Source organism: Mesorhizobium sp. M0410 (assembly GCF_040321435.1).
Classification (GTDB): domain Bacteria; phylum Pseudomonadota; class Alphaproteobacteria; order Rhizobiales; family Rhizobiaceae; genus Mesorhizobium.
Genome location: NZ_JAMYRN010000010.1, coordinates 17,958 through 42,459, shown reverse-complemented (window position 1 = coordinate 42,459; position 24,502 = coordinate 17,958). Strand labels below are relative to the sequence as shown.

Genomic DNA, 24,502 nt, shown 5'->3' with positions numbered 1-24,502 from the left:
CGGTCGGGGGATCAATGATGGGCAGGACAGTTTTTTGGCTTGGCTTGGCGCTCGCGTTTTCGGTGGCCGATCCCGCATTGGCTGAAAAGTCCTCGGATTTCTTCAAGTCCTATCAACAGTATAATGATGCCGGCAAGGCGTTCCTGGACAAGATCGATCCGAAGACCGGCGCGATAAATCTTGCCGAAGGCATCCATCTCGATCTCAAGGACAAGTTCTATTTTCTGGACAAGAAGGACACGCTCTCCGTCCTCACCGAAGCCTGGGGCAATCCGCCCGACTCTGGTTCCGATGCCCTCGGCATGATCTTTCCAGTCTCCCATGATCCCATTGCCGATAACAATTGGGGGATAGAGCTGCGCTGGGAAAAGATTGGTTACGTCGACGACAGTGACGCCGCGTCCATCGATTACAATGAACTGCTGCGCAACATGCAGTCAGACACTCTGTCCGGCAACGATCAGAGGGTAAAGGACGGCTACGCGCCCATTACGCTGATCGGCTGGGCGTCGCCGCCGGTTTATGACGCGGCCCACAAACGCCTGCACTGGGCCAAGGAGCTGCAATTTGGGAACGATGCCGCCCATACGCTCAACTACGACGTCCGTTTCCTTGGCAGGGAGGGCGTCTTCGTGATGAGCTATATCGCGACGGTGGAACAATTGCCGGAGATAAGGCAAAGCCTGGATGAAGTGCTTGGCCTCGCGGACTTCAACACCGGCAAGACATACGCCGATTTCGTGCCGGGCGTCGATACGGTTGCGGCGATTGGCGTCGGTGGCCTGATTGCCGGAAAGCTGGCGGCGAAAGCAGGTTTTCTGTCGTGGCGCTGATCGCGCTGAAAAAGTTTGGCCTGCTCCTGCTGGTTCCGCTGGCCGGTCTCTGGCGCTTTATCCGCGGCAACAGGGGCACGTCCTAAAGCGATCGTCGACAGGTCGCCTCGGATCATCGCCGGGCGAGGGCGAGGCGCCCTCATCAGTGCGCCAAACGGAACATTGAACTGGATCACGCCCGGCCTTCTGCTTTGCGTTACGCGAATGAGGCACGTCTCTGTCGTCCATTGCCCGTCGTGCTGCTCCGAATTCGCCGACAGTCGCACCCATGACCGATACCGCATCATCTCCGGTTGCCGCCTCGCCGATCGTGTCGCCGCAAGGGGAACGCGTCGGTTTCCTGCTGGTATTCCTGTCGGCGCTGATGTGGAGTTTTGGCGGCACAATTGCGCGCTTCATCGACAACACTGACAGCTGGACGGTGGTGTTCTGGCGCTCAGTTTGGGCCGCTGCCTTCCTGCTCTGCTTCATGGTCTGGCGCGACGGCTGGCGTGGCACGCTGAAGCTGTTTCGTGGCATGGGCCTGGCCGGCCTTGCGGTGGCGTTCTGCTTCGCCACGGCGTCGACCTCTTTCGTCGTCGCGCTTGCCTATACCACCGTCGCCAACATCCTGTTGATGCAGGCCGGCGTGCCGCTTCTGGCGGCGCTGTTTGCCTGGGCGCTGTTTCGTGAACGGGTGGCGGTGGCGACCTGGTTGGCGATTGCCGCCGTCATTGCCGGCGTCGCCATCATGGTGTCGGAATCGCTCGATGGCGCGGTATCGCCGATCGGTGACGGGCTGGCGCTGCTCATCGCCGTCATGTTCTCGGTCGCCACCGTCATCACGCGCCGCTTTGCCCATGTGCGCATGACCCCGGCGACTTGCCTCGGCACGATGCTGGCGGCCGCCTTTGCGGCATCGCAAGCGTCGGCCCTCGGCGTCTCGAGCCACGACATGGGCTTTCTCTTTGCCTTTGGCGTGATCAATCTGGGACTCGGCCTCGCCTTCTTCGCCACCGGCGCCCGGCTTGTTCCGGCCGCCGTCGCGGCGCTGCTCGGCACGTTCGAACCGATCCTTGGCCCGATCTGGGTCTGGCTCATCCATTCCGAGATGCCGTCGGCGCGCACCATCCTCGGCGGTGCGGTCGTCGTCACCGCGCTGCTCGTCCATATCGGGCTCGAATTCAAGCGTCAGACGCGGCCCGCGCGAGCGGGCGTCACCGGTGTGCCGTCGCCTAATTGATGCAGCGCACGCGTCAAAGCGAGATGAACCATTGACAATGTCGCGGCCGCGCGGGCAGGCTGCGATCAGGCAACAACAAGACAGGCGTATCTTGCCAAGTCTCCATGCCGGCCGCATCGAGGCCGGACAACATCGTCGTCTCCCTGCCCGCGCCGTAGCGAAAGCTTCCGACGGCGCCGGAACACCAGCAACGCCACGCCAAGTCTTCGCTGTCGCCTCGTCGCCGAACCATAATGGCGCCGGCAATTCGCGCTTGTCGCCTGCCTGCAAGCCCAATACCCTGAAGCAAATGCCCAGCCGCGCGAACGCCGCGACGAGCTGGCGACGGAACACTCATCAAAGGAGAATAGCATGACCCGCAAAGCGCTCTGGCTTTCGGCGACTTCGGCGTTTCTGGCAGTTTTCACCCTAGGCGCGCATGCCGAGGATCGCGTCGTCAACGTGTTCAACTGGTCGGACTATATCGACAGTTCGATCATCGACGACTTCACCAAGGAAACCGGCATCAAGGTCGTCTACGACACTTTCGATTCCAACGAGATCCTGGAAACGAAGCTGCTCGCCGGCGGCAGCGGCTACGATGTCGTCGTGCCGAGCGGCAATTTCCTTGCACGCCAGATCCAGGCGGGTGTGTTCCAGAAGCTCGACAAGTCGAAACTGCCGAACATTTCCAATATGTGGGACACGGTCATGGAACGGACCGCCAAATATGATCCCGGCAACGAATATTCGATCAACTACATGTGGGGTACTGTCGGCATCGGCTACAATATCAAGAAGGTGCAGGCAGCGCTCGGCACCGACAAGATCGACAGCTGGGACGTGTTCTTCAATCCCGAAAGCCTGGCCAAATTGAAGGACTGCGGCGTCTATGTGCTGGATTCGCCGGCCGACATCATACCGGCGGCATTGAAATATCTGGGCCTCGACCCGAACAGCACATCGCCCGATGAGATCGCCAAGGCCGAAGAAACATTGCTGAAGGTCCGGCCCTATATCCGCAAGTTCCACTCGTCCGAATACATCAACGCTCTTGCCAATGGCGACATCTGCCTGGCGGTTGGCTGGTCGGGTGACGTCTTCCAGGCCCGCAACCGCGCCGACGAAGCCAAGCAGGGCGTCGAGATCGGCTACTCCGTGCCGAAGGAAGGTGCGCAGATGTGGTTCGACCAGATGGCGATCCCGGCCGACGCGCAGCATGTCGCCGAAGCGCATGAGTTCCTGAACTACATGATGAAGCCCGAAGTGATCGCCAAATCGTCGAACTATGTGCTCTACGCCAACGGCAACAAGGCTTCGCAGCAGTTCATCGACAAGGCGATCCTGGAAGATCCGGCGATCTATCCAGACGCCGCCACCTTGCAGAAGCTCTACACCGTCTCGCCTTACGATCCCAAGACCCAGCGCATCATCACCCGCACCTGGACCAAGATCGTCACTGGCCAATAACAATCTGACCAGGCCCCGGCAGCCGGCTGCCGGGCCCGCTTTCTCATGGGGCAAGCAGCAGGACGGAGTGGGACATGAAATCGCTTGGCAGCATCCGCAGGGATTTCGCGCCATGGAACGATCCGAACGCCAAGCCATACATCCAGTTCGACAACGTCACCAAGAAATTCGGTGAGTTCACGGCGGTCAACAACCTGTCGCTGACCATCTTCGAACGCGAATTCTTTGCCTTGCTTGGAGCCTCAGGCTGCGGGAAATCGACGCTGCTCAGGATGCTTGCCGGCTTCGAGGAGCCGACCGCCGGCCGCATCCTGCTCGATGGCCAGGATCTGCGCGGCGTTCCGCCCTACCGGCGGCCGGTCAACATGATGTTCCAGTCCTACGCCTTGTTTCCGCATATGACGGTCGAGAACAACATCGCGTTCGGCCTCAAGCAGGAAGGCATGGTCAAGGCCGATATCGAAAAGCGCGTCGCCGAGATGCTGAAGCTGGTCAAGCTCGAGCAGTTCGCCAAGCGCAAACCGCACCAATTGTCGGGCGGCCAGCGCCAGCGCGTCGCGCTCGCGCGCTCGGTGGCAAAGCGCCCGAAAGTCTTGCTGCTCGACGAGCCGCTTGGCGCGCTGGACAAGAAGCTGCGCGAGGAAACCCAGTTTGAGCTGATGGACCTGCAGCAGAATCTCGGCCTCACCTTCGTCGTCGTCACCCATGACCAGGAAGAGGCGATGACGATGGCCGACCGCATCGCCATCATCGACAAGGGCGAGGTGATGCAGGTGGCGACACCGGCCGAGGTCTACGAAGCGCCGGGCTCGCGCTTCGTCGCCGGCTTCGTCGGCAACGTGAATATGTTCGACGGCAGGATCGCGGCTGGCGAGGCCGGCAGCGCAAGCATCGATGCCGGCAACGGCATCACCATCCGAACTGAAAACGCCGGTAGTGCCGCCGCCGGGACATCCGTTACCTTCGCCATCAGGCCGGAGAAGATCAAGGTGTCCTCGACGAAACCCGCCGGTGCCGTCAATGCCATCCAGGGCGAGGTCTACGATATCGCCTATCTCGGTGACATGACCGTCTATCACGTCAGGCTGGACGATGGTCAGGTGGTGCGGGCAAGCACCATGAACGCGGCACGCCTCACCGAGGATCCGCTGAGCTGGAACGACCGCGCCTGGATTTCCTTCCGCCCTGACGCCGGCGTCGTGCTGACACGGTAGGAATTGATCATGTCCGCTGTCACTGCCGCAACAAGCTCTCCGGCAAATGCTGCCGGCAAATCCGCCTCGGCCAGGCTGAGCGCGGCTTTCGTTAGCCGTCTCGTCATTATCGTCCCCTATCTCTGGCTGCTGTTCTTCTTTCTTGTCCCGTTCATCATCGTCTTCAAGATTTCGCTGTCGCAGACGGCGATCGCCATGCCGCCCTATACTCCGGTGCTCGATTTCCGCGGCGGCATTTCCGGGTTCATCTCGGGGGTTGGCGCGCTCAATTTCGACAACTACACGTGGCTGACGAAGGATGCGCTCTACTTCAACGCCTATGTGACGAGCGTCGTCGTCGCCGCCATCTCGACGGTCCTGACATTGCTTGTCGGCTATCCCATTGCCTATGGCATGGCGCGCGCTCCGGCGACGATCCGCCCGACCTTGCTGATGCTGGTGATCCTGCCGTTCTGGACCTCGTTCCTGATCCGTGTCTATGCCTGGATCGGCATCCTCAAGCCCGAGGGCCTGCTCAACCAGCTGCTGCTCGCCAGCGGCATCATCAGCCAGCCGCTGATCATCCTCAACACCTATACGGCTATCTTCATCGGTATCGTCTACTCCTATCTGCCGTTCATGGTGCTGCCGCTCTATTCGTCGTTGGAGAAGATGGACCATACGCTGATCGAGGCGGCGAAGGATCTCGGGTGCCCGCCGACCAGCGCCTTCTGGAAGATCACCTTTCCGCTGTCGCTGCCCGGCGTCATCGCCGGCTGCCTCCTGGTGTTCATTCCCGCCGTCGGTGAGTTCGTCATTCCCGACCTGCTCGGCGGCTCGCAGACGCTGATGATCGGCAGGACGCTGTGGAACGAGTTCTTCGCCAACCGTGACTGGCCCGTGTCGTCCGCCGTTGCCGTCATCCTGCTGCTGCTGCTGATCGTGCCGATCATGATTTTCCAGCGGGCCCAGGCGCGTGCTCAGGAGCAGGACCAATGAACGCCACCTGGAGCCGCTTCAACGTCATTTCGATCGTGCTCGGCTTTGCCTTTCTCTACCTGCCGATCGTCCTGCTCGTCGTGTTCTCTTTCAACGAGTCGAAGCTGGTCACCGTCTGGGGCGGCTTCTCGACGAAATGGTACGTCTCGCTGTTCCACAACCGGGGTCTGATGGACGCCACCTGGGTGACGGCCCGGGTCGGCGTCATCTCGGCAACCGTGGCGACCGTGCTCGGCACGCTGGCGGCGCTCACCTTGACACGCTACACGCGCTTTCGCGGCCGGCTTCTGTTTTCGGGCATGGTGTTTGCGCCGCTGGTCATGCCCGAAGTCATCACCGGCCTGTCGCTGCTGCTGCTCTTCGTCGCCGTCGGCCTCGACCGCGGCTTTCTGACGGTGACGCTTGCCCACACCACGCTGACCATGTGCTTCGTCGCGGTGGTGGTGCAGTCGCGCCTGATCACCTTCGATCGGTCACTGGAAGAAGCCGCGATGGACCTCGGTGCACCGCCGGTAAGGACCTTCTTCCAGATCACGCTGCCGGTCATCATGCCGGCGATCGTCTCCGGCTGGATGCTGGCCTTCACGCTCTCGCTCGACGACCTGGTTATTGCCAGCTTCACCTCGGGTCCCGGCGCCACGACACTGCCGATGAAGATCTACAGCCAAGTTCGCCTCGGCGTGACGCCGGAAATCAACGCCGCCTGCACCATCCTGATCGCCGTTGTCGCCGTCGGTGTGATCATCGCTTCGCTTGTCAACAAGAGCCGCGAAGTGCAGCGCCAGCGCGACGAGCAGGCCGCGCAGCGCGGTTGAAGCTGCTGCTGCTGCTGCTTACTCTCCCGAAACGCCGCGGCTTATCGGCGAGATGAACGGCGTGCTCCACGTGCCGCCGACGAAGAACGACGACTGATTGGGTCCCTGGGCGTTCGTCTGCGTGGCAGCCTGGCTCGGCCGGACGATGCCGCCGGACAGTGCCAGCCCGCGTCCGGCATAGGATGCAATGCCGGAAAGCCAGATCTTGTATTGCGCGGAATTCACCTCGGCCTTGTCGATGCGTGCCACGCCGTTCGAAATGCTCGCCTTGAGCTCTGCCCCGTCGATCGGCAGCGTTCCGTCCGAGACGTCGTCCAGCGCGAAGAATCCGCCCTGTTCGGTGTGCTTGAGGAACGCCGGCAGGTTAAGCCGGCTCAGCGCACCCGCGCCGAACGTCGCGGACAGCGAGCCATTGGCGTTTTCGAAAATCGAGTCCCAGGTTCTGCCAGGCCCCTTGAGGATGACCGAAACGGTTCCAGTGCCGATCGGCACCAGCCGTGTCATCCCGGCCGCGGTGCCGAAAGCGCCGCCGTCGATATCGGAAGCAAGCAGCCGGATCTCGACTTCGGTGCCGGCGGGCTTGCGGTCGAAACGGACGCTGCTCTGGACGTTGCCGCCAAAGGCGGATGCATCCGAGATGTCGAAGACGGCAAGGCCGTTCTTGACCTGGGCGGTGGCGGCGACCTCGGCAAGCTGGATGGCGCCGGCCGTGGCATGCGCCGCCGACAGCCTGAGATCGAGATTGATCCGGTCGGCGAAGCTCGTATCGATTTCGCCCGGATCGGTGCCGCCGGCCGATGGCACCGGGGCAAAGGCGGAAAGAAATGATCTGAGGTCGAGCGTATCGAAGGCAAGTGTGCCGGAGATCACCGGCAATGCCTCGCCGTAGGTGAAGTCCAGCGCGCCCATTCCGGGGTTGTTGTCGAGGGTCAGGGCGGTGTTTTCGAATTTGACGCGCCCGGCCGTCGCCGTGATCTTGCTTGAAACCGAGATCGAGCCGATTGCCGCACCGGGCGCGATGCCGGCCTGCGACCATTCGAGCACGCGTCGGAGCGAAGGTGCGGCGAATTTTGCCTGGCCGTCGAAATAGCCGTTTTCCGACATGCTGGCGCGGCCGTCGAATGAAAAACTGGCCGGCGCCGCCTTGAAGGAAAACGTGACCGGTGCTGTGCCGCCACCAAACAACACAAGCGGGTTCGGCGATGCGGCGTCGATGGCAACACTTTCGCCGCGCCATATCCCGGTCGCCGACAGCGTCGCATTGCTGTTCATCGCGGCCCAGTTCGCCTGGCCGCTCAGGCTGCTCAATATCTCCTGGTCCTTGTCGCCGATGGCAGCCACCACGCGGCCGTCCCTGAACTCGACTGTGCCGAACGGATCTGTTGGCAGCTTGCCGAGATCCGGCTTGGCGGGATTTGTGTTGATCACCGCGCGGGCAGCATCGATCGAACGCGTAATGCGCCCGCCGCTGGGAATCGCAGGCAGGAAAAACCCGCTCGCGGTACGCTGAACCCGGATCGTCGGTCGTACCAGCCGCGCCGTCGAAAACACCACGTCGCCACGCAGCGCCGCCATCGCCGAGAGGTCGACCTCGACCCGTTCGGCTTCGACCACGGGCGGCGCATCCGTCTCTGTCCATTGCGACAGCGTCACGTCGCTCAGGATCGCCCGGAAATTCGGCCAGACCTCGATGCGCGGCGCGCCGTCGATGGTGACCCGGAAACCGCTCCAGGCGCTCATTTCCCATGCGATGCGGTCGCGTACGATGCGGGTCGAGGCGATCAACGGCAAGGCTGCGACGACCAGCGCGATGACGATGACGGCTGCGCCGATCGCCCATATTCCGCGTCGGATCAAAGGTGATGGCATATCGCCCTGTATGCTTCCATTCCGACAAAATCGCCCGACGGGTGTAACCGACGGCTGACGCATTTCAAGTCTTTATGGCCCGGCGATGGCATTTGCGCACACCCTGACCGGCGCGGTCCAACAAAATCTTGCTCTGCTGCATCGCGATATTGCATAAGCGATGCAGCCTGCGGAGGAACAATGATGGCTGACGACGCACCGCTCTGGATCCCGACGCAAGAGCAGATCGACGCGGCGCCGATGACCGCCTTCATGAACGCCGCGGCGAGCATGGCCGGCGAGTCTTTCTCCTCCTATGCCGACCTGCATCGCTGGTCGATCGATGACCGCGAGACCTTCTGGAGCTTGGTCTGGGACTTTTGTGGCATCGTCGGCGACAAGGGCGAACGCGTGCTGATCGATGGCGACAAGATGCCCGGCGCGACCTTCTTCCCTGATGCGAAGCTGAACTTCGCCGAGAATCTCCTCAAGAAAACCGGGCTTGGCGACGCAATCGTCTTTCGCGGCGAGGACAAGGTCGAGCGGCGGCTGTCCTGGAACGAGCTGCATGCGCTGACCTCGCGCCTGCAGCAGCTTTTCCTGTCGCTCAAGGTGAAGAAGGGCGACCGCATCGCCGCGATGATGCCCAACATGCCGGAGACCGTTGCTGCGATGCTGGCGGCCGCCTCGATCGGCGCGGTCTGGTCGTCCTGCTCCCCGGATTTCGGCGAGCAGGGGGTTCTCGACCGGTTCGGCCAGATCGAGCCTGTCGTGTTCATCGCGCCGGACGGCTACTGGTACAATGGCAAGGCGATCGAAGTCGCCGACAAGATCGCGGCCGTGGCGGGCAAGCTCGCCACCGTCCGCAAGGTCCTCATTGTCGACTATCTCGGCACCTCGCTCGACGTCGCGGCGACCATCGGCAAGGCGGCCGCGCTGGAAGAGGCGCTGTCACCCTTTGCCGCCAGGCCTGTCAGCTACGAGAGGCTGCCGTTTTCGCATCCGCTGTACATCCTGTTTTCGTCCGGCACGACCGGCATCCCCAAATGCATTGTCCATTCGGCCGGCGGAACGCTGATCCAGCACGTCAAGGAAGAACGGCTGCATGCCGGCCTGCTCGACGGCGACCGCTTCTTCTACTTCACCACCTGCGGCTGGATGATGTGGAACTGGCTGGTGTCGGGCCTGGCGTCGGGCGCCACCTTGCTGCTCTACGACGGCTCACCCTTGTACCCGGACGGCAATACGCTGTTCGACTTCGCCGATGCCGAGAAGATGACGTATTTCGGCACCTCGGCCAAATTCATAGATTCCGTGCGCAAGGCCGGCCTCAAGCCGATCCGCACGCATGATCTTTCCAGCGTGCGCGCCATCTCCTCGACCGGCTCGCCGCTATCGCCGGAAGATTTCCGCTTCGTCTACGAAGGCATCAAGAAGGACGTGCATCTGGCTTCGATTTCCGGCGGCACCGATATCGTCTCCTGCTTCGTGCTCGGCGTGCCGATCGAACCGGTATGGACCGGCGAGATCCAGGGGCCTGGGCTCGGTCTTGCCGTCGATGTCTGGGACGATGACGGCCGGCCGCTCCGCCAGGAGAAGGGCGAGCTCGTCTGCACCAAGGCGTTTCCCGCGATGCCGCTCGGCTTCTGGAACGACCCTGACGGCAGGAAATACCGAGCCGCCTATTTCGAACGGTTCGACAATGTCTGGTGCCACGGCGATTTCGCCGAATGGACCGCCCATGGCGGCCTGATCATCCATGGCCGTTCCGACGCCACGCTCAATCCGGGCGGTGTCAGGATCGGCACGGCGGAGATCTACAATCAGGTCGAGCAAATGCCGGAAATCCTCGAAGCACTATGCATCGGCCAGGATTTCGACAATGACGTTCGCGTGGTGCTGTTCGTGCGGCTGGCGGCAGGCGTCGAGCTCGATGCCGAGCTGGAAAAACGCATCCGCGCGAAAATCCGCATCGGGGCGAGCCCGCGCCACGTGCCGGCCAAGATCGTCGCCGTCAGCGATATTCCGCGCACCAAATCGGGCAAGATCACCGAGCTCGCGGTACGCGACATGGTGCATGGCCGCGCCATCAAGAACAAGGAAGCGCTCGCCAATCCCGAAGCGCTCGAGCTGTTCCGCAACCTGCCGCAGCTTGCCGACTGACCCGGGATCCAAGGCGGGAGCCGTTTTGAGGTCTCAGGTATCGTTAACAAATTATCTCTTCGGAATTTACCTAGATTTCATGAGTGGTACACATTGGTAAATTTTCCGGCGTGCCGGTAAGGATTTGTTAAGGCCCGGCATCGATAGTCGTGCGTAACTTGAGGGAGAAATCCCGTTCCTCTTAGCCCCGAGAGGATCTGATTCGCTCAAGCCCCGTTGTGACAGCAATCCTATCATTCAAGGCGTCCTGTTGGACGCCTTTTTTCTTTGCGCAACCATAGCTAACCGGCGAGCACACGGGTCGAGGGAAAGGCGACTTCGACCAGGGTTCCCTCGCCGGGCGTCGAGTTGATGGTGAACCGGGCCCGGTTCGCTTCGACCATCGCCTTGGTCAGCGGCAGCCCAAGACCGGTGCCGTCGCCGCGGCCGCGCTTCAGCGCATTGATCTGCTTGAACGGCTTCAGCGCCTGCTCGATCTCGGACGGGCTCATGCCGATGCCGGTATCGCGCACGCGCATGACGACATCGCCGGAGAGTTCGTAGGCCGTCGACACGATAACCTGGCCGCCGGCCTGCGTGTAGCGGACGGCGTTCGACAGGATGTTGAGCGCGATCTGCCGAACGCTGCGCAGATCGGCCACCACTTCCGGCAGCCGCGAGGCGAAGCTGGAGCGGATGATGACGCGTTCCCGGTTGGCTTGCGGCTGCATCATCGCCACGGTTTCGGCCAGCGTGTCGTTAAGCGACACCGCCTCGTAGGCCATCTCCTGCTGGCCTGCCTCGATTTTCGAAATGTCGAGCAGGTCGTTGACCAGATCGAGCACGTGGTTGCCCGAACGGTTGATGTCGCGCAGATAGTCGCGATAGCGGTCATTGGCCACCGGCCCGAATTTCTCGTCGACCATCAGCTCGGAAAAGCCGATGATGGCGTTGAGCGGCGTGCGGATCTCGTGGCTGATGCGGGCCAGAAAATCGGTCTTCTGCGACGAGGCGCGTTCGGCGACCGCGCGCGCCTGGGTCAAGTCCTCTTCGGCCCGCTTCCACTGGGTGATATCGCGCACCACCGCACAGAAGCCGCTGTCGTTGGGCAGCCTGCCGATGGTCATGAACAGCGGAATGAAACGCCCCTGCGCCTCGCGCCCGATCACCTCGCGGCCATCGTTCATCACGCTTGCAACGCCGGGCTCCGACAACCCCTCGAGATAGTCACGCGCCGCGCGCTGGCTTTCGATCGCAAACAGCGAGACGAACGGCTTGCCGGTCACCTCGTCGCTGTCGAAGCCAAACAGCGCTTCCGCCGGACGGCTAATTGAACGGATCGTTCCGTTACGGCCGATCAGCACGACGCCGTCGGTGGCGGTGTCGATGATGGTGCGCATTTCGGCAATGCGCGCCTTGAGCTCGGAAACATCCGGCTGCGTTTGGTCGTCGGCAGCGCCATGCGGAATGGCTGATGCTTCGTCGTCGCCGGAACGGCGTACGACCAGCATCAGTGCCTTGCCGTTCCCCCACGGGACGGAGCGCAAAATCGCGTCGATCGGAAACTCCTGACCGTCGCGCGTCCTCAGCCGTAATGCGCGGTCGCCGCCCTCCGAACTGCCGTCGTCGGCATAAGGGTCGGCAAACAGCGCGCCGAGCCCGCCCGCCTCGTCCAGGGCGTTGAGCGTCGCATAGCCGGTCAAGCCGAGGAATTCGTCGTTCGCGTAGTACAGTTGATCGCCGGAATGGATAAGCACCGGCACCGGTAGCTTGCCGAGCATCGAGGTATCCGGCCCCTTGTTGTCCGCTCCGGCAAACGCCGACGGCACGAAGCCGTCGAGTTTGAGCGGTGGTGCCTGCGGCCGCTCGACGGGCGGCACCTGGCCGGCAGCGTCGGCTGCGCTGTCCTCGGACCAATCCTCACTGTCCTCGGCGTCACGGAAATCTTCGGCCGTCATGCTATCGTCGTCGCCATCCCGCGGCGCTTCGGCGACGATCGTTCGACGGTCCGTGCTGGGCTCATCGCCTTCCTGCGCTTCATCGCTGGGTTCGCGGTCGGCATAGTCGAGCAGCGATCCGGAAACAGGGCGTGTGACGGGTTCGCCGGCTTGCGCCTCTGCTACCGCCTCATCCGGCTGCTCGCCGTCGAGCCGGGCGAGGTCCTTCTGGTCCTCGGCATCGGCCTCGGGCGGTTCGGCGGCAGCCGCCCCGCTTTCCGGACCTGGTTCCGGCATCTCACCCTTGTCCGTCGGGCCGGCTCCTTTCAGCTTTGGCTCGTCGGCATTGCCGGCTGCCTCGACTTTCTCAACCGGCTTCTGCTTTCCGGCGCTGGGCTGTTCTTCGGCCGGGGTGCTGTCCTTCTTGAGACGCTCGCCAATCTCGCGAAACGCGCTGCGTTCCAGCGTCGACAGGCCCTTGTCGTTGGCCGGCTGCCGGTGCTCGGCCAGCCGGATCACCTTGTCGGCAAAGCGCCGCTCGGGCTTTGGCACGATGGTCAACGCCGGCACTTCGCCCCTGAACGGATCGGCGGGTTTCGGTGTCGCCGGGGCAGGTTCGACGGCTTCCGGCCCGACGCTCGCGGCGGGCTTTTCCTCGGCGACAAGGGCCATGCCGACGGCATCCGGATCGACCACCGCATCGCCGCTCCTGGCGACACCGAAACCGCGAAAACCTTCGAAAACCCGGCTGCGGCTGTAAACCGGGAGCGCCGCCAGATCGACGGGTATCTTCAGATCGGTGCCGGCGACCGGCCACAGCACGGAGCGGCCGGACCAGGTGTCGCGCCGTTCGAGCAGGCCGGCAATCTCGCCAGAAGCATCAAGGCCATAGGCGGCCGAAACATCCTCGAAGCGGCGGCCGATCACGTCGGCGGCAGGCCTGCCGACGAGCTCGGCAAATTCCGGCGACAGGGCGCTGAACCGGCCCTCTGCGTCGGTACGCCAGACGAAACGCATGGGCGCGGCGGTGCGATCGATCGCCGAAGCGCGGCGTTCGGCCGGGGAGGCGGCTTTGGTGGCTTTTGCGGCGCTTTCCGGCGAAGTATCCGCGCCGGCCTGCGAAGCGTCCGGGCTGGTCTCGGCTTTGCCGGACGCAGCTGCCCCGGGCGGGACCTGCGCGTCGTCGCCGGCATTGAAGTACCAATGATCATGCTGCGTCGGCGTTTCGCCAACCGTGTGTTGATTGTCAGCCGCGTCGACAGCTTCGTGCTCCGCCGATGCTGAGGTGCCTTCCATCGCTGCAAGGTTGATCTCCGCCGCGCCCATCCTGGCGATTGGCGGCTCGTTGTCTTGGCCCGTCGGCTGGGGAAGATCGCCACCGCTCGGTGCCGCTGCTGCTTCGCTGCCGGTTTCCCCGCCGGCGCGCTCGCCATCAGGGGCCTCGCCGTCGAGCCGGTCCTCGTCGATGACCACCAGCAGGTGCCGCTCGTCCGTCAGCCGGGCAAGGCCCGCCGGATAGGAGCTGGATCCACCCGGGACCAGGCGCTTGACGATGCGGTCGCTCTCGTTCGCCACGTCGGCGACAAGCGCGGCCAGCGTCTCAGGCCGGATGCCGAGTGCCGAAAAGCCGTCCGATGCGGCGTCGATATTGCCCTTGGCGTCGACAAAGGCGATGTAGTGGCCGTCTTCCGTAAAACCACCGATGGCGCGATCGGCGATCTCGGCCGCGCTGCGCGAGCCGGTCTGCGCCGCCGGCAGCGCCAGCATGATTGCTTCCTCGCCATCGGGCATGGTCACCGCGCTGGCCAGGAAGCCGACCGCGCGGCTGGTCAGGCCGGTCGCCAGCCGGACCGTGATGGCACGGTCGCGGCCGATCTGCGGAAAACCGCTGGTTGCCATGATCTGGCGCCTGGCGATCAGCGGCAAACCTGCCGAGGCGCCGATGATCGCGCCGATGTCGGGATAGCCGAATACCGCTGCGCCGGGGCCGTTGGCCCAGATCACCTGCTCGAGATCTGCCGAGAGAATAGCGATCGCGTCGCCTGCGGCGAAGCGCAGGCGGACCGCGTCGAGCACGGCGACATCGAGGAAGGAGTAGTTTTCAGCCGGCATGCGTTTGGCGACCCTCACAGAGCGGGCAATTTGCGGTTAACGCTTTGTTAATAAAAGCCGACGGCGCGAAGGTCCACAAGTCATAGCGTGCAACCAATGGAATCTCTAGGCGCGTGGTTAACGCCACGAACAAATAATTTATGGTGCGATGCAACAAACATGTTGCAATGCACAAAAGTTGCCTTTATATTGCCATTATACATGAACGAGACGGCTTTTCGTCAAAGCCGCTGCCGCTGAAAAGGATGGAAAATGTCCAGGACCAAGACCGCTGAAACGATCGAAAACGTTGAATTCCCGAGCTTCGACGCTTCCAAGGCCACCGACCAGATCCGCGCCTTCGCCGAAAAGGGCGTCGAGCAGTCGAAAGAGGCCTATGCCAAGCTGAAGACCGGCGCCGAGGAGACCCAGAAGGCTCTGGAGTCGACCTACGAGACCGCCAAGTCCGTTTCCAGCGACCTGTCGCTCAAGACCATCGCCGCCCTGCGCGCCAATGCCGAAGCCGGCTTCTCGCATTTCGAAGCGCTCATCGGCGCCAAGTCGCTGTCGGAAGTCGTCGAGTTGCAGACCGCTTTCCTGCGCAAGCGCGTCGAAATGACCGTCGAGCAGGCCAAGGACTTCCAGGCGGTTGCTGCCAAGGCGGCCGAGGACGTATCCAAGCCGATCAAGACCGCCTTCGAGAAGGCCGTGAAAGAAATCAAGATCGCCTAATATTTGCACATAGTCTAACGATGCATCAAAAGGTCGCATTTCGTCAGACAAATAGATGTGCGATATAGTGGTTTAAGTGAATACCCGGCGGGCGGAACCTCCTCCCTCTGCTCACCGGGGTAACCAGCCAGCACCTCCTCCCGCTGGCTCGTAACAGGAAAAGGCCGGCACCTCCTCCCGCCGGCCTTTTCTTTGTCCGGCGGAAAATGACGCGATGCCGGAGCGAGCTTTTGCCTTGCCAAAAGCCTTGAATTAAACTCCGATAGCCCGTATGGACGCATCGCCGAACGACAGAGCGGGTCCCTTCATCTCGATCCCGCTCTGGCAAACGTGCCGTTGTAGCTCAGATGGTTAGAGCGCCGGATTGTGGATCCGGAGGTCGCTGGTTCGATCCCAGCCAACGGTACCATCACCTTTCAGCTACACTTCTGACCGGCAAAATACTGCTAAAGCGGTCTTATGACCGGTTGCCTCACCCACGGTCCCGCGCCTGACGCGCGCCGCGCAGGTGGTCCACGAGGGCTCTCAGCTTCGGCGCGACATTCCGTCGGCTGGGGAAATAGAGATAGAAACCCGCAAACGGCGGGAAATAGCCGTCGAGGATTGGTACAAGCTCGCCGCGGTCGATCCAGGGGCGGAATGTATCCGCCATGCCGAACGTGATCCCGGCGCCTGCAACGGCCAGCCGGATCATCAGCCACATGTCGTTGGTCGTGATCTCGGGCGCAACCGCCACGTCGAATTCGCGCCCGTCCTCGCCAAACTCCCACCGATAGGGCGAAACTCCCGGCGCCGGCCGCCAGCCGATACAGCGATGAGCCACAAGCTCGCGCGGATGGGCGGGTGCTCCGAACTTTTCGAGATAGCGCGGAGCGCAGACGGCCATCTGCCGCTGATCGCCCGATACCGGCACGGCAATCATGTCCTGCTCAATCACCTCGCCGAGCCTGACCCCGGCATCATAGCCTTCGGCAACGATGTCGAATTCCTCGTCGGTGACCACAATATCCAGATGCACCTCGGGAAACGTTTCGGTAAAGGACGCCAGCAACGGTCCTGACAGAAAGGCCTCTGCGATAGACGAAACCGCGATCCGCAGCAGGCCGCGCGGGCGGTCCAGAAACTCCGTAGTGGCTTCGACTGCCGCGTTCAGGTCGGCGATCGCCGGTGCGACGCTCGCCAGCAGGCGCTCGCCCGCTTCGGTCAGGTTTACGCTGCGTGTCGTGCGCTGCAGCAATGCGATGCCAAGGCGCTGTTCAAGCCTGAGGATGCTCTGGCTGACCGCTGAGCGCGTCACGCCCAACCGGTCCGCCGCAGCGCGAAAATTGCGTTCCTCGGCCACCGTGACGAAGACGGCAATTGCATTGAGATCGATGTCCATTGGTTAGCAAGACTTATCTTAGTGGTTAACAATGGGCGGCTTATCGCGACAATGCCCTGGCTCTATCTCTGTCGCAACGGCAAGAAGGCTTGATGCCCCCGATCCAAGCCGAAGCCGACCGACAAGGAGATATCCCATGACATCACTCCCTTCCTCCTGGGACCTGGATGGAAAAGTCGCCCTCGTGACCGGCGCGGCACGCGGCATCGGTCGCTGCACGGCGGAGCTGCTGCGTGCGCGCGGGGCCCGGATCGTGGCAAGCGATCTCAGCGACACCGTACGCGAATTGGAAGCCGAGGACGTGGCAACCCTGGTCGGCGACGTCGCCGACGAGGATCTGGCCAGACGCTCGGTCGAGCTCGCGGCGAAGCGCTTCGGACGCCTTGACATCGTCGTGAACAATGCCGGTCGCACGCTCAACAAACGTCTGACGGAGACCTCGGTCGACGACTACGACCGCATTCTGCAGATCAACGCGCGCGGCAGCTTCGTCACCGCCCGTGCCGCTGTGGAACTGATGGCCGCCGGCGGTGGCGGCGCGATCGTCAATGTCTCATCGATCTCGGCCGTCGCGGCTTTCGAGACGCAGGCGGCCTATGCCTCCTCCAAGGCGGCTGTCGCACAGCTGACCAAGGTAATCGCGATCGAATATGGGCGTATGGGCATTCGCTGCAACGCCGTTGCCCCTGGCGTGATCGAAACCGATATCATGGAAGGTGTGGTGGAGAATGGCCGGGAGATGCTGCGCAGCTTCGGCAATGCGCATCCGATCGGCCGGATCGGCCAGCCGCAAGAAGTTGCCGAGGCCATCGCCTTTCTTGCCTCGCCGACATCCAGCTTCATCACCGGGGCGTTGCTTCTGGTCGATGGCGGCTACACCGCCCAGTGATCCCCTATAAAGCCGGCGCGCCGCGGGAGCTCATCCGCACGCCATCCCTTCACATCGTGAAATAATCACAAAACCAAAAGGATCATCTACGATGACCATGAACAAAGTTGTTCTGATCACCGGTGCCTCCAGCGGCATCGGTGCTGGCATCGCCCGCGAACTTGGCGCGGCAGGTGCAAAGCTGATGCTCGGCGCGCGGCGCACCGACCGCCTTGAAGCGCTTGCGGCAGAAATCGAGGCGGCTGGTGGAACGGTTCGCGTGCGAGCGCTCGACGTCACCAAGAGGGCGGACGTCGCAGCATTCGCCGATGCCGCGCGGGCCGAATGGGGCCAGGTCGATGTCATCGTCAACAATGCGGGCATCATGCCGCTGTCGGCCATGGCAGCCATGAAGGTCGACGAGTGGGAGTTGATGGTGGACGTCAACGTCAAGGGTGTTCTGTACGGCATCGCGGCGGTGCTCCCTGAGATGACGGCACGTGGCTCCGGGCATATCATCAATATCGGTTCCATTGGCGCACTGGCCGTCTCGCCCATGGCTGCCGTCTATTGCGCAACGAAATACGCTATCCGCGCGATTTCCGATGGGCTCCGCCAGGAGAGTGACGATATCCGGGTAACCTGCATTCATCCCGGCGTGGTGGAAAGCGAGCTGGCGAACACGATCTCCGACGAAGCCGCTGCCGCCGCCATGAAAACCTGGCGTGCTATTGCCCTGCAACCCGATGCCATCGCCAGGGCAGTGCGCTACGCACTCGAACAGCCCGACGATGTCGACGTCAACGAGATTGTCGTGCGTCCGACGAAGGCGGCGCATTGATGCCATCCACTTGACCGCAGTGCTTACGGGTATTGCCCTTGCTGTAACTCCAGCCGGCCTGACCCTTCCTTCAACTCCAATCCTTGCAGAGGAACCAATGACGCAGCAAGATCATCCTTATGTCGGACTGTGGGTCACCGGGGATCGCCATATCAGGCACGAACTCCTGCCGAACGGCCGTTATGACGAAGCGCGCGGTGACCGCGAGAGCGCCTACCGGGGACGCTACGAAGTGCGGGGCAACCACATAGAATACTGGGACGATACGGGCTTCACCGCGGATGGTGAGTTCGTCGAAGGCGTCCTCCATCATGCCGGCATGATCCTTTACCGCCAGCGATAGAGAGCCACGCTGAGACAAGCACTTCAGGGTTCCACAAGACGCTATTGCATGCCTTGCATGAGGCGCTCGGCAGCTTGCACTGCAAGGCCGGTCACACCACATCTCTCCCAGCAAGCGCGGCGGAAAGAAGCAGGACCGGGAGCGGAGTCGACATTGCAAATGGTTGTCACTATATAGCGGCGGCTTTGACGGCTCGCCTTTTACGTCGTGCCAGCGAGAGCGCGGTAAATGTGCTAGCTATTGTGACATCTATTGTGATCTAAAACGGCTTGAAAACCGAAAAAAAGCAAATAGAAACAATAGCGCGGGTCGAACGAGTTTCCTCGAGAGAATCAGTCCTCAAGAACTAGAACGTGCTCCTTGAACCCTCCATTCCCTTCGGCTCTGTGGACCTCGGACAAGTTCGGCTTGCCGGGCGAAGCCGACTCGGCTCGAATGGCAGCACGCATCTTTTCGAAGATGCCGACGTTTATGATTACCAATCGGCATAGCCGCTAGGGAAACAGCAGTATGAGTGAACACGCGATCGAGTTCTTGCGCGGGTGGATTGGCGAAAAAGTCCACTGCCAGCCCTCGCCAGCCAGAATCGAGAAGCAGGCCGAGACCCTCGCCAGGGAATGCGCGGCCAAGGCTGCCGAAGCCGGCATACCCCTGGAGGATATTCAGGAAGAGGTCGGCGACATTCAGGAGCTCATTGCTTCGAGGCTCGAAGAGGCGGCCGAGGCCGAGCAGGACGAAAAGAATTCGAACAAGCCCGCCGAGTAATATGCTTAGGAACAGGATGCGACAGTGGCTTGTCGAGATCGAAGTTCCTGGCGCCAGCTATTTGAAGCACAGCATACACCATTAATTGCTTGCTGGGTGAAGCTAGCGGGTTTTCAGCCCAGGAACGCGTTAATGTCGTAATTTCCAATGGTCTTTGCGAGGTCTTGCGGCGAACAGCCAAGCTTGTTTTTCAGTGTCTTATCTGAGCCAGCTGAGAGAAGGAGCTTGATCAACTCGCCACGGCCCCGTGATTCAAACACGGCACGCCACAGGGGCGTGTTTCCATGAATGTCTTGGGAAGAAACATCTGCGCCGCCCTTGACTAGAAGTTCCGCCACCTCGAGCCGATATTCGCGAGCAGCAAAGTGCAGCGGTGTTTCCAGATTCTTGTCCTGCACATTCACCTTCGCTCCACGCTCGATCAGTGCAGCGACGATTGCGGTCTCGCCATCTTTTGACGCATAAAACAACGGCGTCCGGCCTTCGCGATCTAACGCATCGACATCTTTCCCCTCTGAGATGGCCTGGATGACTTCAGCCGAGCTATGTCTCATCACCGCCTTGTGCACGGGTGCGGGACCATCTGGGTTGCTCATACTATGGCTCCGATTGGGCGATGAGTCTTCCAATTGATATTTTTTGGGGTCGTTTATTCGTCGTTGAGCTGCTTTGGGTTAATTCTTCGCGGCTTCCAGGGCCATTCCGTGCCGAAGACGGCGAAGACCGCGAAAGCTTAACCAAGATCTGCAGTGTGATGCGCCCCGAATCTACCTTCGAGCCACCCTTTCGGCAATGCCGGCACGAAATTGCCGTCGCGCCCGATCATGTCTTCATTGGCGACCAAAGCATTGAGGATTGCTTCCTCCACGCTCTGGATGACGGCGTCGAAGAACGGGTTGATGTCGGCATCCGGTATGTAACCGGCGCTGGCCAATTTGCCGGCCGCGCCGCGCGCCGCGTCGGCATTGGCCGTGCTGAACGCCAGAAAAATATCGCCGGACGAATTGTATCCATAGCCGCCGGTCAGCGCGACGCCGAGGGGCACGCGTTTCGCCAGCCGTTTCAACTGGTGCGGCATGAATGGCGCATCGGTGGCGACGATCGCGATGATCGAGCTCTTTTCGGCTCGCGGCGTGTTGTCCCGGATCGCCGGTTCGGCGAGTTCCGCTCCGGCCCTGATGCCACCGATGACGAGGTTTCGCCTTGCACCGAAATTCGACTGGACGAAGCAGCCGATCGTGAAACGCTCTCCGTTCCAGTCGACGCTGCGCGACGATGTGCCGGACCCTGCCTTGAAGCCGAAGGTGATCATGCCTGTGCCGCCGCCGACGCTGCCCTCTTCGATCGGCCCGCTTTCAGCCGTATCGAGCGCGGAAAACACGTGCTCGAAGCTCAGATGATGGCCGTTGATGTCGTTGAGAAAGCCGTCATAAGTCTCGCCCGCCACCGGCAGCGCCCAGGCGCTGTCGAGCGCGTGCGGCAGCACCGTCTGCATCCAGCGCAACGTTGCGTCGCGGCTGACGCCGCAGGAATGCGTGTTGGTGATGGTGATGGGAAGATTGAACGCTCCGAGTTCCTCTATCAGATGCGAACCGGTCAGCTCGCCATTGCCATTGGCGCTGAACACGCCGGCGAACACCGGGACGGCCAACTCGTCTCTGGGCCTTGGCAGGATCGCGGTCACGCCGGTGCGTACCGGACCCTTGCCGACAACGAGCGGCCCGTCCCCTGAGATCAGCGTCGTATAGCCGACCGTCACGCCGGGCACATCGGTGATCGCATTGAAGCGGCCTGGGGTGCCTTCGAATGGGATATCGAGGGCGCGTGCACGCAGTTTGCCCGAGGGCGTCGTAAGATGCGGATCGGTCATTTCTTCCTCAGAAAAGCGCCTTGGTCTTCCTCAGAAAAGCGAGCCTTGGCTGCCCGGCGCCTTGAGCTTGGCTGCCGACTTGGCAATCGCCTTCGGCCGCGCCGTGCCACTGATGGCGACTGCATCGGCGGTGCCGTCGGCGAACTCCAGCGAAAGCGCCATTCCCGACACGACCTCCGCCGAACGCTTGACCACCGCGCCGTCCGCATCCTTGACCAGTGCGAAGCCTCGCGCCAGCACGGCCTTGTGCGACAGCGTCGCCAGCAATCGATCGGCCTGCGTCAGTTTTCCACGCAGACGGTCCAGCCGCCGCGAAATCGCCTGGTCCTGCCGCCGTGTCAGTGCCAGCAGGGCATCGCCTTGCAGTTTCTGCCGTCTGGCGATCGGCGCCGGTGACAGTCTGGCGGCCGTGCGCGAAAACCGTGCCCGACGCTCGCGCACGATGGCGAAGAACGCCGCTTGCGCTCGGGCGAGGTCGCGGCGGGTCAGTGTGCGGGCTTCGTTCATGCGCCGCGACAAGGTCGCCGGTGTCAGACGCTGGCCCAGAAGCCTGGCCCGCTTGCGCTCGACGCTGACCGACAGCGCCCGGCCGAGCCGGCTCGTCGCCTCGTCGAAGCGCCGCCGCGGCAGCGCCAGCAATTGGTCGGGCGAGGGCAGCGCCCGGGCGGCTGCGCGCGCCGCCTGCCGCTTGCGTTCGAAATTGCGCGACAGTGCGGTCTTCAACCGCGCGCCAAGGCCGGCAAGCGTCGCTTCGAGGTCGACTTTGACCGGCACGGCGATCTCGGCGGCGCCTGTCGGCGTCGGCGCCCGCACATCCGCAGCCAGATCGATCAGCGTCCAGTCGGTCTCGTGGCCGACTGCCGAAATCACGGGAATGCTCGAAGCGGCGACGGCCCGGGCGAGCGCTTCGTCGTTGAAGCCCCACAGATCCTCCAGGCTGCCGCCGCCGCGCGCCACGATCAACAGATCGGGCCGCGCGATGGCGCCGTCCCAAGGCAGTGCATTGAAGCCGTTGACGGCAGCGGTCACTTCCGCGCCCGCCGTCTCGCCCTGCACCCGCACCGGCCAGACGAGCACGTGCAGCGGGAACCGGTCCTTGATGCGGTGGATAATATCGCGGATCACCGAACCTGTTGGCGAGGTGACCACGCCGATGACGCGCGGCATGAACGGCAGACGCCGCTTGCGGGCCGCGTCGAACAGCCCTTCGGCCTGCAGCCGGCGCTTGCGCTCGTCCAGCAGCGCCATCAGCGCACCGGCACCGGCCGGCTCGAGATTGTCGATGACGATCTGGTAGTTGGATTTTCCGGGATAGGTGGTGAGCCTGCCGGTGGCGATCACCTCCATGCCTTCCTCGGGACGGAATTTCAGCCGGCTCATCGTGGTCTTCCACACCACGGCATCGAGCCGCGCGCGATCGTCTTTCAGGCAGAAATAGGCATGGCCGGAGGAATGCGGTCCGCGATAGCCGGAAATCTCGCCGCGCACCCGTACATTGCCGAAGACGTCCTCGACCGTGCGCTTCAGCGCGCCGGAAATCTCGCTCACCGTATACTCGGTGGCGTTGGTGCGTGATTCGGGTGCTGCGTCGCTCATCGGCCGATTGGGGAACGGTTGTTGGCCGCCGTCAAGGCGGCCGTGTTCGATGTCGGCCCCAATCGCGCGATCACCAGCCCGGCAGGATCTGGTTCGGCTTCGTCCGTTTCATCTTGGCGAAGGCGAGGGCGGCGAAATCGAACGTGCCGGTCTCCTCGCCGAGCGGCACGGAAATATTGTCGAGGCTTTCCGAAATGTGGCGCGCAAGCGCGTCGACGATCTCCGGCCGCGAGGTCTGGCCGCGCATGATGCCGATGCGGCAATCGGGCAGGGCGCCGAAACCGTCGGCCTCGCCCAGCACCCGCATGCCGGGCCGCAGCGCGCATTCTGGCAGCACCGAGATCGCCAGGCCGGAAAGCACCGCGGCGGCGATGACGGTGGCAGAGAAGCTGGTGAACAGGATGCGATAGTCGCGGCTCTGCTGGTCGAGCACGTCGGCGGCGGCTCGCCGCCAGATGCAGTTCGGCCGGCCGAAGGCCATCGGCAGGATCGGCTGCTCATGCGTCGCGTGGTTGGCCGAGGTAACCCACAGCAGCGGTTCGCGCCGCACCACTTCCGACTGGCCGCGCGCGTCATTGTGCGTCACCAGCGCCAGGTCGAGATTGCCGCGCTTGATGTGTTCGACCAGTCCCGGCGTCGGTTCGCAGATAACGGTCAGTTCGACATGCGGGTTGGAGCGGGCAAACCGCGCCATGATCTCTGGCAGGAAGCGATCGGCATAGTCATCCGGCGTGCCGATGCGGATGGTGCCTTCGAGCCGGCGGTCGTCGAAGGCGGCCAGTGTTTCCTTGTTGAGATAGAGCAGCCGCCTTGCGTAGGAGAGCAGTCTATCGCCTTCCTCGGTCAGCCTGTTGGTGCGGCCGTCTTTTTCGAACAGCGGCTTGCCGATCCGTTCCTCCAGCCGCCGCATCTGCATCGACACCGCCGACTGGGTGCGATGCACCGCTTCCGCCGCGCGGGTAAAGCTGCCGGTGTCGACAATCGAGATGAAGGTCTGCAACTGATCGAGATCGAGCGGCGCTTTCATTGGCCTAATCCATCATTGATGCTGATGCTAAAGATTAGAAACATTCGTTGGATTAATCAATCGGGCCATGGCAAATTCCGATTTGTCCACATGAACGCATGTGAATCGAAGCCGGAACGGCCGCTGTTGCCAGCGCCCGATCGACCGGTTTCGCCCGTTCGAATGTGAAGGAGACCGACATGGCTACGTTTGATTTCGCTACCGAGACCTCGCGCATCACCTCGCGTCCGGCCGTTGCGACGCGCGTGGCCAATGCCGCTGCCAATGTTTACCGCGCCTGGAAAAACCGCCGCGCCTTTTATCGCCTTGGCGAGATGTCGGATGCCGAGCTCGCCGACATCGGCCTGACCCGCGCCGACCTGCACGTCGCTGTCGGTGTACCCTTTGGCCGAGATCCGACAGAAAGGCTTCGCGTCATCGCCATCGAGCGCGCCGAAACGATCGAGGATATGGCCCGCCAGGTGGTGTGATCGCATAAATTCGCGATTTTGGTCGCATTGAACCTTTTGAGGCATGACGCCACCAAGTTACGCAGGCTCCCCACTCCCTG

At 62.5% G+C, this 24,502-nt stretch carries 20 protein-coding genes and 1 tRNA gene; 14 read left to right on the top strand and 7 right to left on the bottom strand.

Annotated elements, in window-relative coordinates:
- The first annotated feature begins 62 nt into the window (after positions 1–62).
- The 6 genes from NKI63_RS16590 to NKI63_RS16565 all read left to right on the top strand — a co-directional run bounded on the left by NKI63_RS16590 (position 63) and on the right by NKI63_RS16565 (position 6,511).
- A complete protein-coding gene (locus NKI63_RS16590) occupies positions 63–833 on the top strand; it encodes a DUF2167 domain-containing protein (RefSeq protein WP_352822401.1) in 771 nt (256 codons plus the stop codon).
- Between the two features lie 268 nt (positions 834–1,101).
- Positions 1,102–2,055 (top strand): DMT family transporter, encoded by a 954-nt coding sequence (locus NKI63_RS16585; protein WP_352739978.1) that lies wholly within the window; start codon positions 1,102–1,104, stop codon positions 2,053–2,055.
- Between the two features lie 351 nt (positions 2,056–2,406).
- The gene (locus NKI63_RS16580; protein ID WP_254819291.1) at positions 2,407–3,504 is read left to right on the top strand and encodes a polyamine ABC transporter substrate-binding protein; all 1,098 of its coding nucleotides are present in this window, start codon (positions 2,407–2,409) and stop codon (positions 3,502–3,504) included.
- 74 nt (positions 3,505–3,578) lie between these two features.
- Positions 3,579–4,718 (top strand): ABC transporter ATP-binding protein, encoded by a 1,140-nt coding sequence (locus tag NKI63_RS16575; protein WP_352822396.1) that lies wholly within the window; start codon positions 3,579–3,581, stop codon positions 4,716–4,718.
- A gap of 9 nt (positions 4,719–4,727) precedes the next feature.
- Positions 4,728–5,696: an ABC transporter permease subunit gene (locus NKI63_RS16570; RefSeq protein WP_352688461.1), complete on the top strand. Its 969-nt coding sequence runs from the start codon at positions 4,728–4,730 to the stop codon at positions 5,694–5,696.
- Entirely contained in the window at positions 5,693–6,511 is an 819-nt protein-coding gene (locus tag NKI63_RS16565; protein WP_254819294.1) for an ABC transporter permease, read from the top strand. Before NKI63_RS16570 ends, NKI63_RS16565 begins: the two co-directional genes overlap by 4 nt.
- Before the next feature lie 18 nt (positions 6,512–6,529).
- On the opposite strand, the gene NKI63_RS16560 is transcribed toward NKI63_RS16565, so the two are convergent.
- On the bottom strand, positions 6,530–8,380 hold the full coding sequence (locus NKI63_RS16560; protein ID WP_352508669.1) for an AsmA family protein: 1,851 nt from the start codon (positions 8,378–8,380) through the stop codon (positions 6,530–6,532).
- A gap of 183 nt (positions 8,381–8,563) precedes the next feature.
- Here NKI63_RS16560 and NKI63_RS16555 point away from each other — a divergent pair, with 183 nt between their 5' ends.
- On the top strand, positions 8,564–10,522 hold the full coding sequence (locus NKI63_RS16555) for an acetoacetate--CoA ligase (RefSeq protein ID WP_352688463.1): 1,959 nt from the start codon (positions 8,564–8,566) through the stop codon (positions 10,520–10,522).
- Positions 10,523–10,803: 281 nt separating this feature from the next.
- On the opposite strand, the gene NKI63_RS16550 is transcribed toward NKI63_RS16555, so the two are convergent.
- On the bottom strand, positions 10,804–14,550 hold the full coding sequence (locus NKI63_RS16550) for a PAS domain S-box protein (RefSeq protein ID WP_352822393.1): 3,747 nt from the start codon (positions 14,548–14,550) through the stop codon (positions 10,804–10,806).
- A gap of 252 nt (positions 14,551–14,802) precedes the next feature.
- On the opposite strand from NKI63_RS16550, the gene NKI63_RS16545 reads away from it, so the two are divergent.
- Positions 14,803–15,261 carry a phasin gene (locus NKI63_RS16545; RefSeq protein ID WP_254819298.1) on the top strand — a complete coding sequence of 153 codons (459 nt, stop codon included), beginning with the start codon at positions 14,803–14,805 and terminating at the stop codon, positions 15,259–15,261.
- Positions 15,262–15,593: 332 nt separating this feature from the next.
- Positions 15,594–15,670, top strand: a tRNA-His gene (locus tag NKI63_RS16540).
- A 63-nt stretch (positions 15,671–15,733) separates the two neighbouring features.
- On the opposite strand, the gene NKI63_RS16535 is transcribed toward NKI63_RS16540, so the two are convergent.
- Entirely contained in the window at positions 15,734–16,642 is a 909-nt protein-coding gene (locus NKI63_RS16535; RefSeq protein WP_352822390.1) for a LysR family transcriptional regulator, read from the bottom strand.
- A gap of 136 nt (positions 16,643–16,778) precedes the next feature.
- On the opposite strand from NKI63_RS16535, the gene NKI63_RS16530 reads away from it, so the two are divergent.
- The 4 genes from NKI63_RS16530 to NKI63_RS16515 all read left to right on the top strand — a co-directional run bounded on the left by NKI63_RS16530 (position 16,779) and on the right by NKI63_RS16515 (position 19,459).
- The gene (locus NKI63_RS16530) at positions 16,779–17,531 is read left to right on the top strand and encodes an SDR family NAD(P)-dependent oxidoreductase (RefSeq protein ID WP_352822387.1); all 753 of its coding nucleotides are present in this window, start codon (positions 16,779–16,781) and stop codon (positions 17,529–17,531) included.
- 91 nt (positions 17,532–17,622) lie between these two features.
- Complete coding sequence (locus NKI63_RS16525; RefSeq protein WP_352822384.1) at positions 17,623–18,351, top strand: SDR family oxidoreductase; 729 nt, start codon at positions 17,623–17,625, stop codon at positions 18,349–18,351.
- Positions 18,302–18,694, top strand: a complete 393-nt coding sequence (locus tag NKI63_RS16520; RefSeq protein ID WP_502900479.1) for an Atu4866 domain-containing protein — start codon at positions 18,302–18,304, stop codon at positions 18,692–18,694. The genes NKI63_RS16525 and NKI63_RS16520 overlap by 50 nt, the downstream gene beginning before the upstream one ends.
- Before the next feature lie 510 nt (positions 18,695–19,204).
- A complete protein-coding gene (locus tag NKI63_RS16515; protein WP_352475839.1) occupies positions 19,205–19,459 on the top strand; it encodes a hypothetical protein in 255 nt (84 codons plus the stop codon).
- A gap of 113 nt (positions 19,460–19,572) precedes the next feature.
- Here the strand turns inward: NKI63_RS16515 and NKI63_RS16510 are convergent, their stop codons facing one another.
- From NKI63_RS16510 to NKI63_RS16495, 4 genes are all read right to left on the bottom strand, one after another.
- On the bottom strand, positions 19,573–20,055 hold the full coding sequence (locus tag NKI63_RS16510) for an ankyrin repeat domain-containing protein (RefSeq protein ID WP_352475838.1): 483 nt from the start codon (positions 20,053–20,055) through the stop codon (positions 19,573–19,575).
- A 137-nt stretch (positions 20,056–20,192) separates the two neighbouring features.
- Positions 20,193–21,329, bottom strand: a complete 1,137-nt coding sequence (locus NKI63_RS16505; RefSeq protein ID WP_352702122.1) for a DmpA family aminopeptidase — start codon at positions 21,327–21,329, stop codon at positions 20,193–20,195.
- A gap of 30 nt (positions 21,330–21,359) precedes the next feature.
- Positions 21,360–22,925 carry an exodeoxyribonuclease VII large subunit gene (gene xseA, locus NKI63_RS16500; protein ID WP_352822378.1) on the bottom strand — a complete coding sequence of 522 codons (1,566 nt, stop codon included), beginning with the start codon at positions 22,923–22,925 and terminating at the stop codon, positions 21,360–21,362.
- Positions 22,926–22,995: 70 nt separating this feature from the next.
- Positions 22,996–23,952 (bottom strand): LysR substrate-binding domain-containing protein, encoded by a 957-nt coding sequence (locus NKI63_RS16495; protein WP_023680469.1) that lies wholly within the window; start codon positions 23,950–23,952, stop codon positions 22,996–22,998.
- Between the two features lie 179 nt (positions 23,953–24,131).
- On the opposite strand from NKI63_RS16495, the gene NKI63_RS16490 reads away from it, so the two are divergent.
- Positions 24,132–24,422: a DUF1127 domain-containing protein gene (locus tag NKI63_RS16490; protein WP_352822375.1), complete on the top strand. Its 291-nt coding sequence runs from the start codon at positions 24,132–24,134 to the stop codon at positions 24,420–24,422.
- Positions 24,423–24,502 lie beyond the last annotated feature (80 nt).

What these genes read in the sequence shown, in the direction of transcription:
- NKI63_RS16585 (WP_352739978.1), top strand. Translation starts at nt 1,102, where the DNA reads ATGACCGATACCGCATCATCTCCGGTTGCCGCCTCGCCGATCGTGTCG.
- NKI63_RS16580 (WP_254819291.1), top strand. Translation starts at nt 2,407, where the DNA reads ATGACCCGCAAAGCGCTCTGGCTTTCGGCGACTTCGGCGTTTCTGGCA.
- NKI63_RS16575 (WP_352822396.1), top strand. Translation starts at nt 3,579, where the DNA reads ATGAAATCGCTTGGCAGCATCCGCAGGGATTTCGCGCCATGGAACGAT.
- NKI63_RS16570 (WP_352688461.1), top strand. Translation starts at nt 4,728, where the DNA reads ATGTCCGCTGTCACTGCCGCAACAAGCTCTCCGGCAAATGCTGCCGGC.
- NKI63_RS16565 (WP_254819294.1), top strand. Translation starts at nt 5,693, where the DNA reads ATGAACGCCACCTGGAGCCGCTTCAACGTCATTTCGATCGTGCTCGGC.
- NKI63_RS16560 (WP_352508669.1), bottom strand. Translation starts at nt 8,380, where the DNA reads ATGCCATCACCTTTGATCCGACGCGGAATATGGGCGATCGGCGCAGCC.
- NKI63_RS16555 (WP_352688463.1), top strand. Translation starts at nt 8,564, where the DNA reads ATGGCTGACGACGCACCGCTCTGGATCCCGACGCAAGAGCAGATCGAC.
- NKI63_RS16550 (WP_352822393.1), bottom strand. Translation starts at nt 14,550, where the DNA reads ATGCCGGCTGAAAACTACTCCTTCCTCGATGTCGCCGTGCTCGACGCG.
- NKI63_RS16545 (WP_254819298.1), top strand. Translation starts at nt 14,803, where the DNA reads ATGTCCAGGACCAAGACCGCTGAAACGATCGAAAACGTTGAATTCCCG.
- NKI63_RS16535 (WP_352822390.1), bottom strand. Translation starts at nt 16,642, where the DNA reads ATGGACATCGATCTCAATGCAATTGCCGTCTTCGTCACGGTGGCCGAG.
- NKI63_RS16530 (WP_352822387.1), top strand. Translation starts at nt 16,779, where the DNA reads ATGACATCACTCCCTTCCTCCTGGGACCTGGATGGAAAAGTCGCCCTC.
- NKI63_RS16525 (WP_352822384.1), top strand. Translation starts at nt 17,623, where the DNA reads ATGACCATGAACAAAGTTGTTCTGATCACCGGTGCCTCCAGCGGCATC.
- NKI63_RS16520 (WP_502900479.1), top strand. Translation starts at nt 18,302, where the DNA reads ATGTCGACGTCAACGAGATTGTCGTGCGTCCGACGAAGGCGGCGCATT.
- NKI63_RS16515 (WP_352475839.1), top strand. Translation starts at nt 19,205, where the DNA reads ATGAGTGAACACGCGATCGAGTTCTTGCGCGGGTGGATTGGCGAAAAA.
- NKI63_RS16510 (WP_352475838.1), bottom strand. Translation starts at nt 20,055, where the DNA reads ATGAGCAACCCAGATGGTCCCGCACCCGTGCACAAGGCGGTGATGAGA.
- NKI63_RS16505 (WP_352702122.1), bottom strand. Translation starts at nt 21,329, where the DNA reads ATGACCGATCCGCATCTTACGACGCCCTCGGGCAAACTGCGTGCACGC.
- xseA (WP_352822378.1), bottom strand. Translation starts at nt 22,925, where the DNA reads ATGAGCGACGCAGCACCCGAATCACGCACCAACGCCACCGAGTATACG.
- NKI63_RS16495 (WP_023680469.1), bottom strand. Translation starts at nt 23,952, where the DNA reads ATGAAAGCGCCGCTCGATCTCGATCAGTTGCAGACCTTCATCTCGATT.
- NKI63_RS16490 (WP_352822375.1), top strand. Translation starts at nt 24,132, where the DNA reads ATGGCTACGTTTGATTTCGCTACCGAGACCTCGCGCATCACCTCGCGT.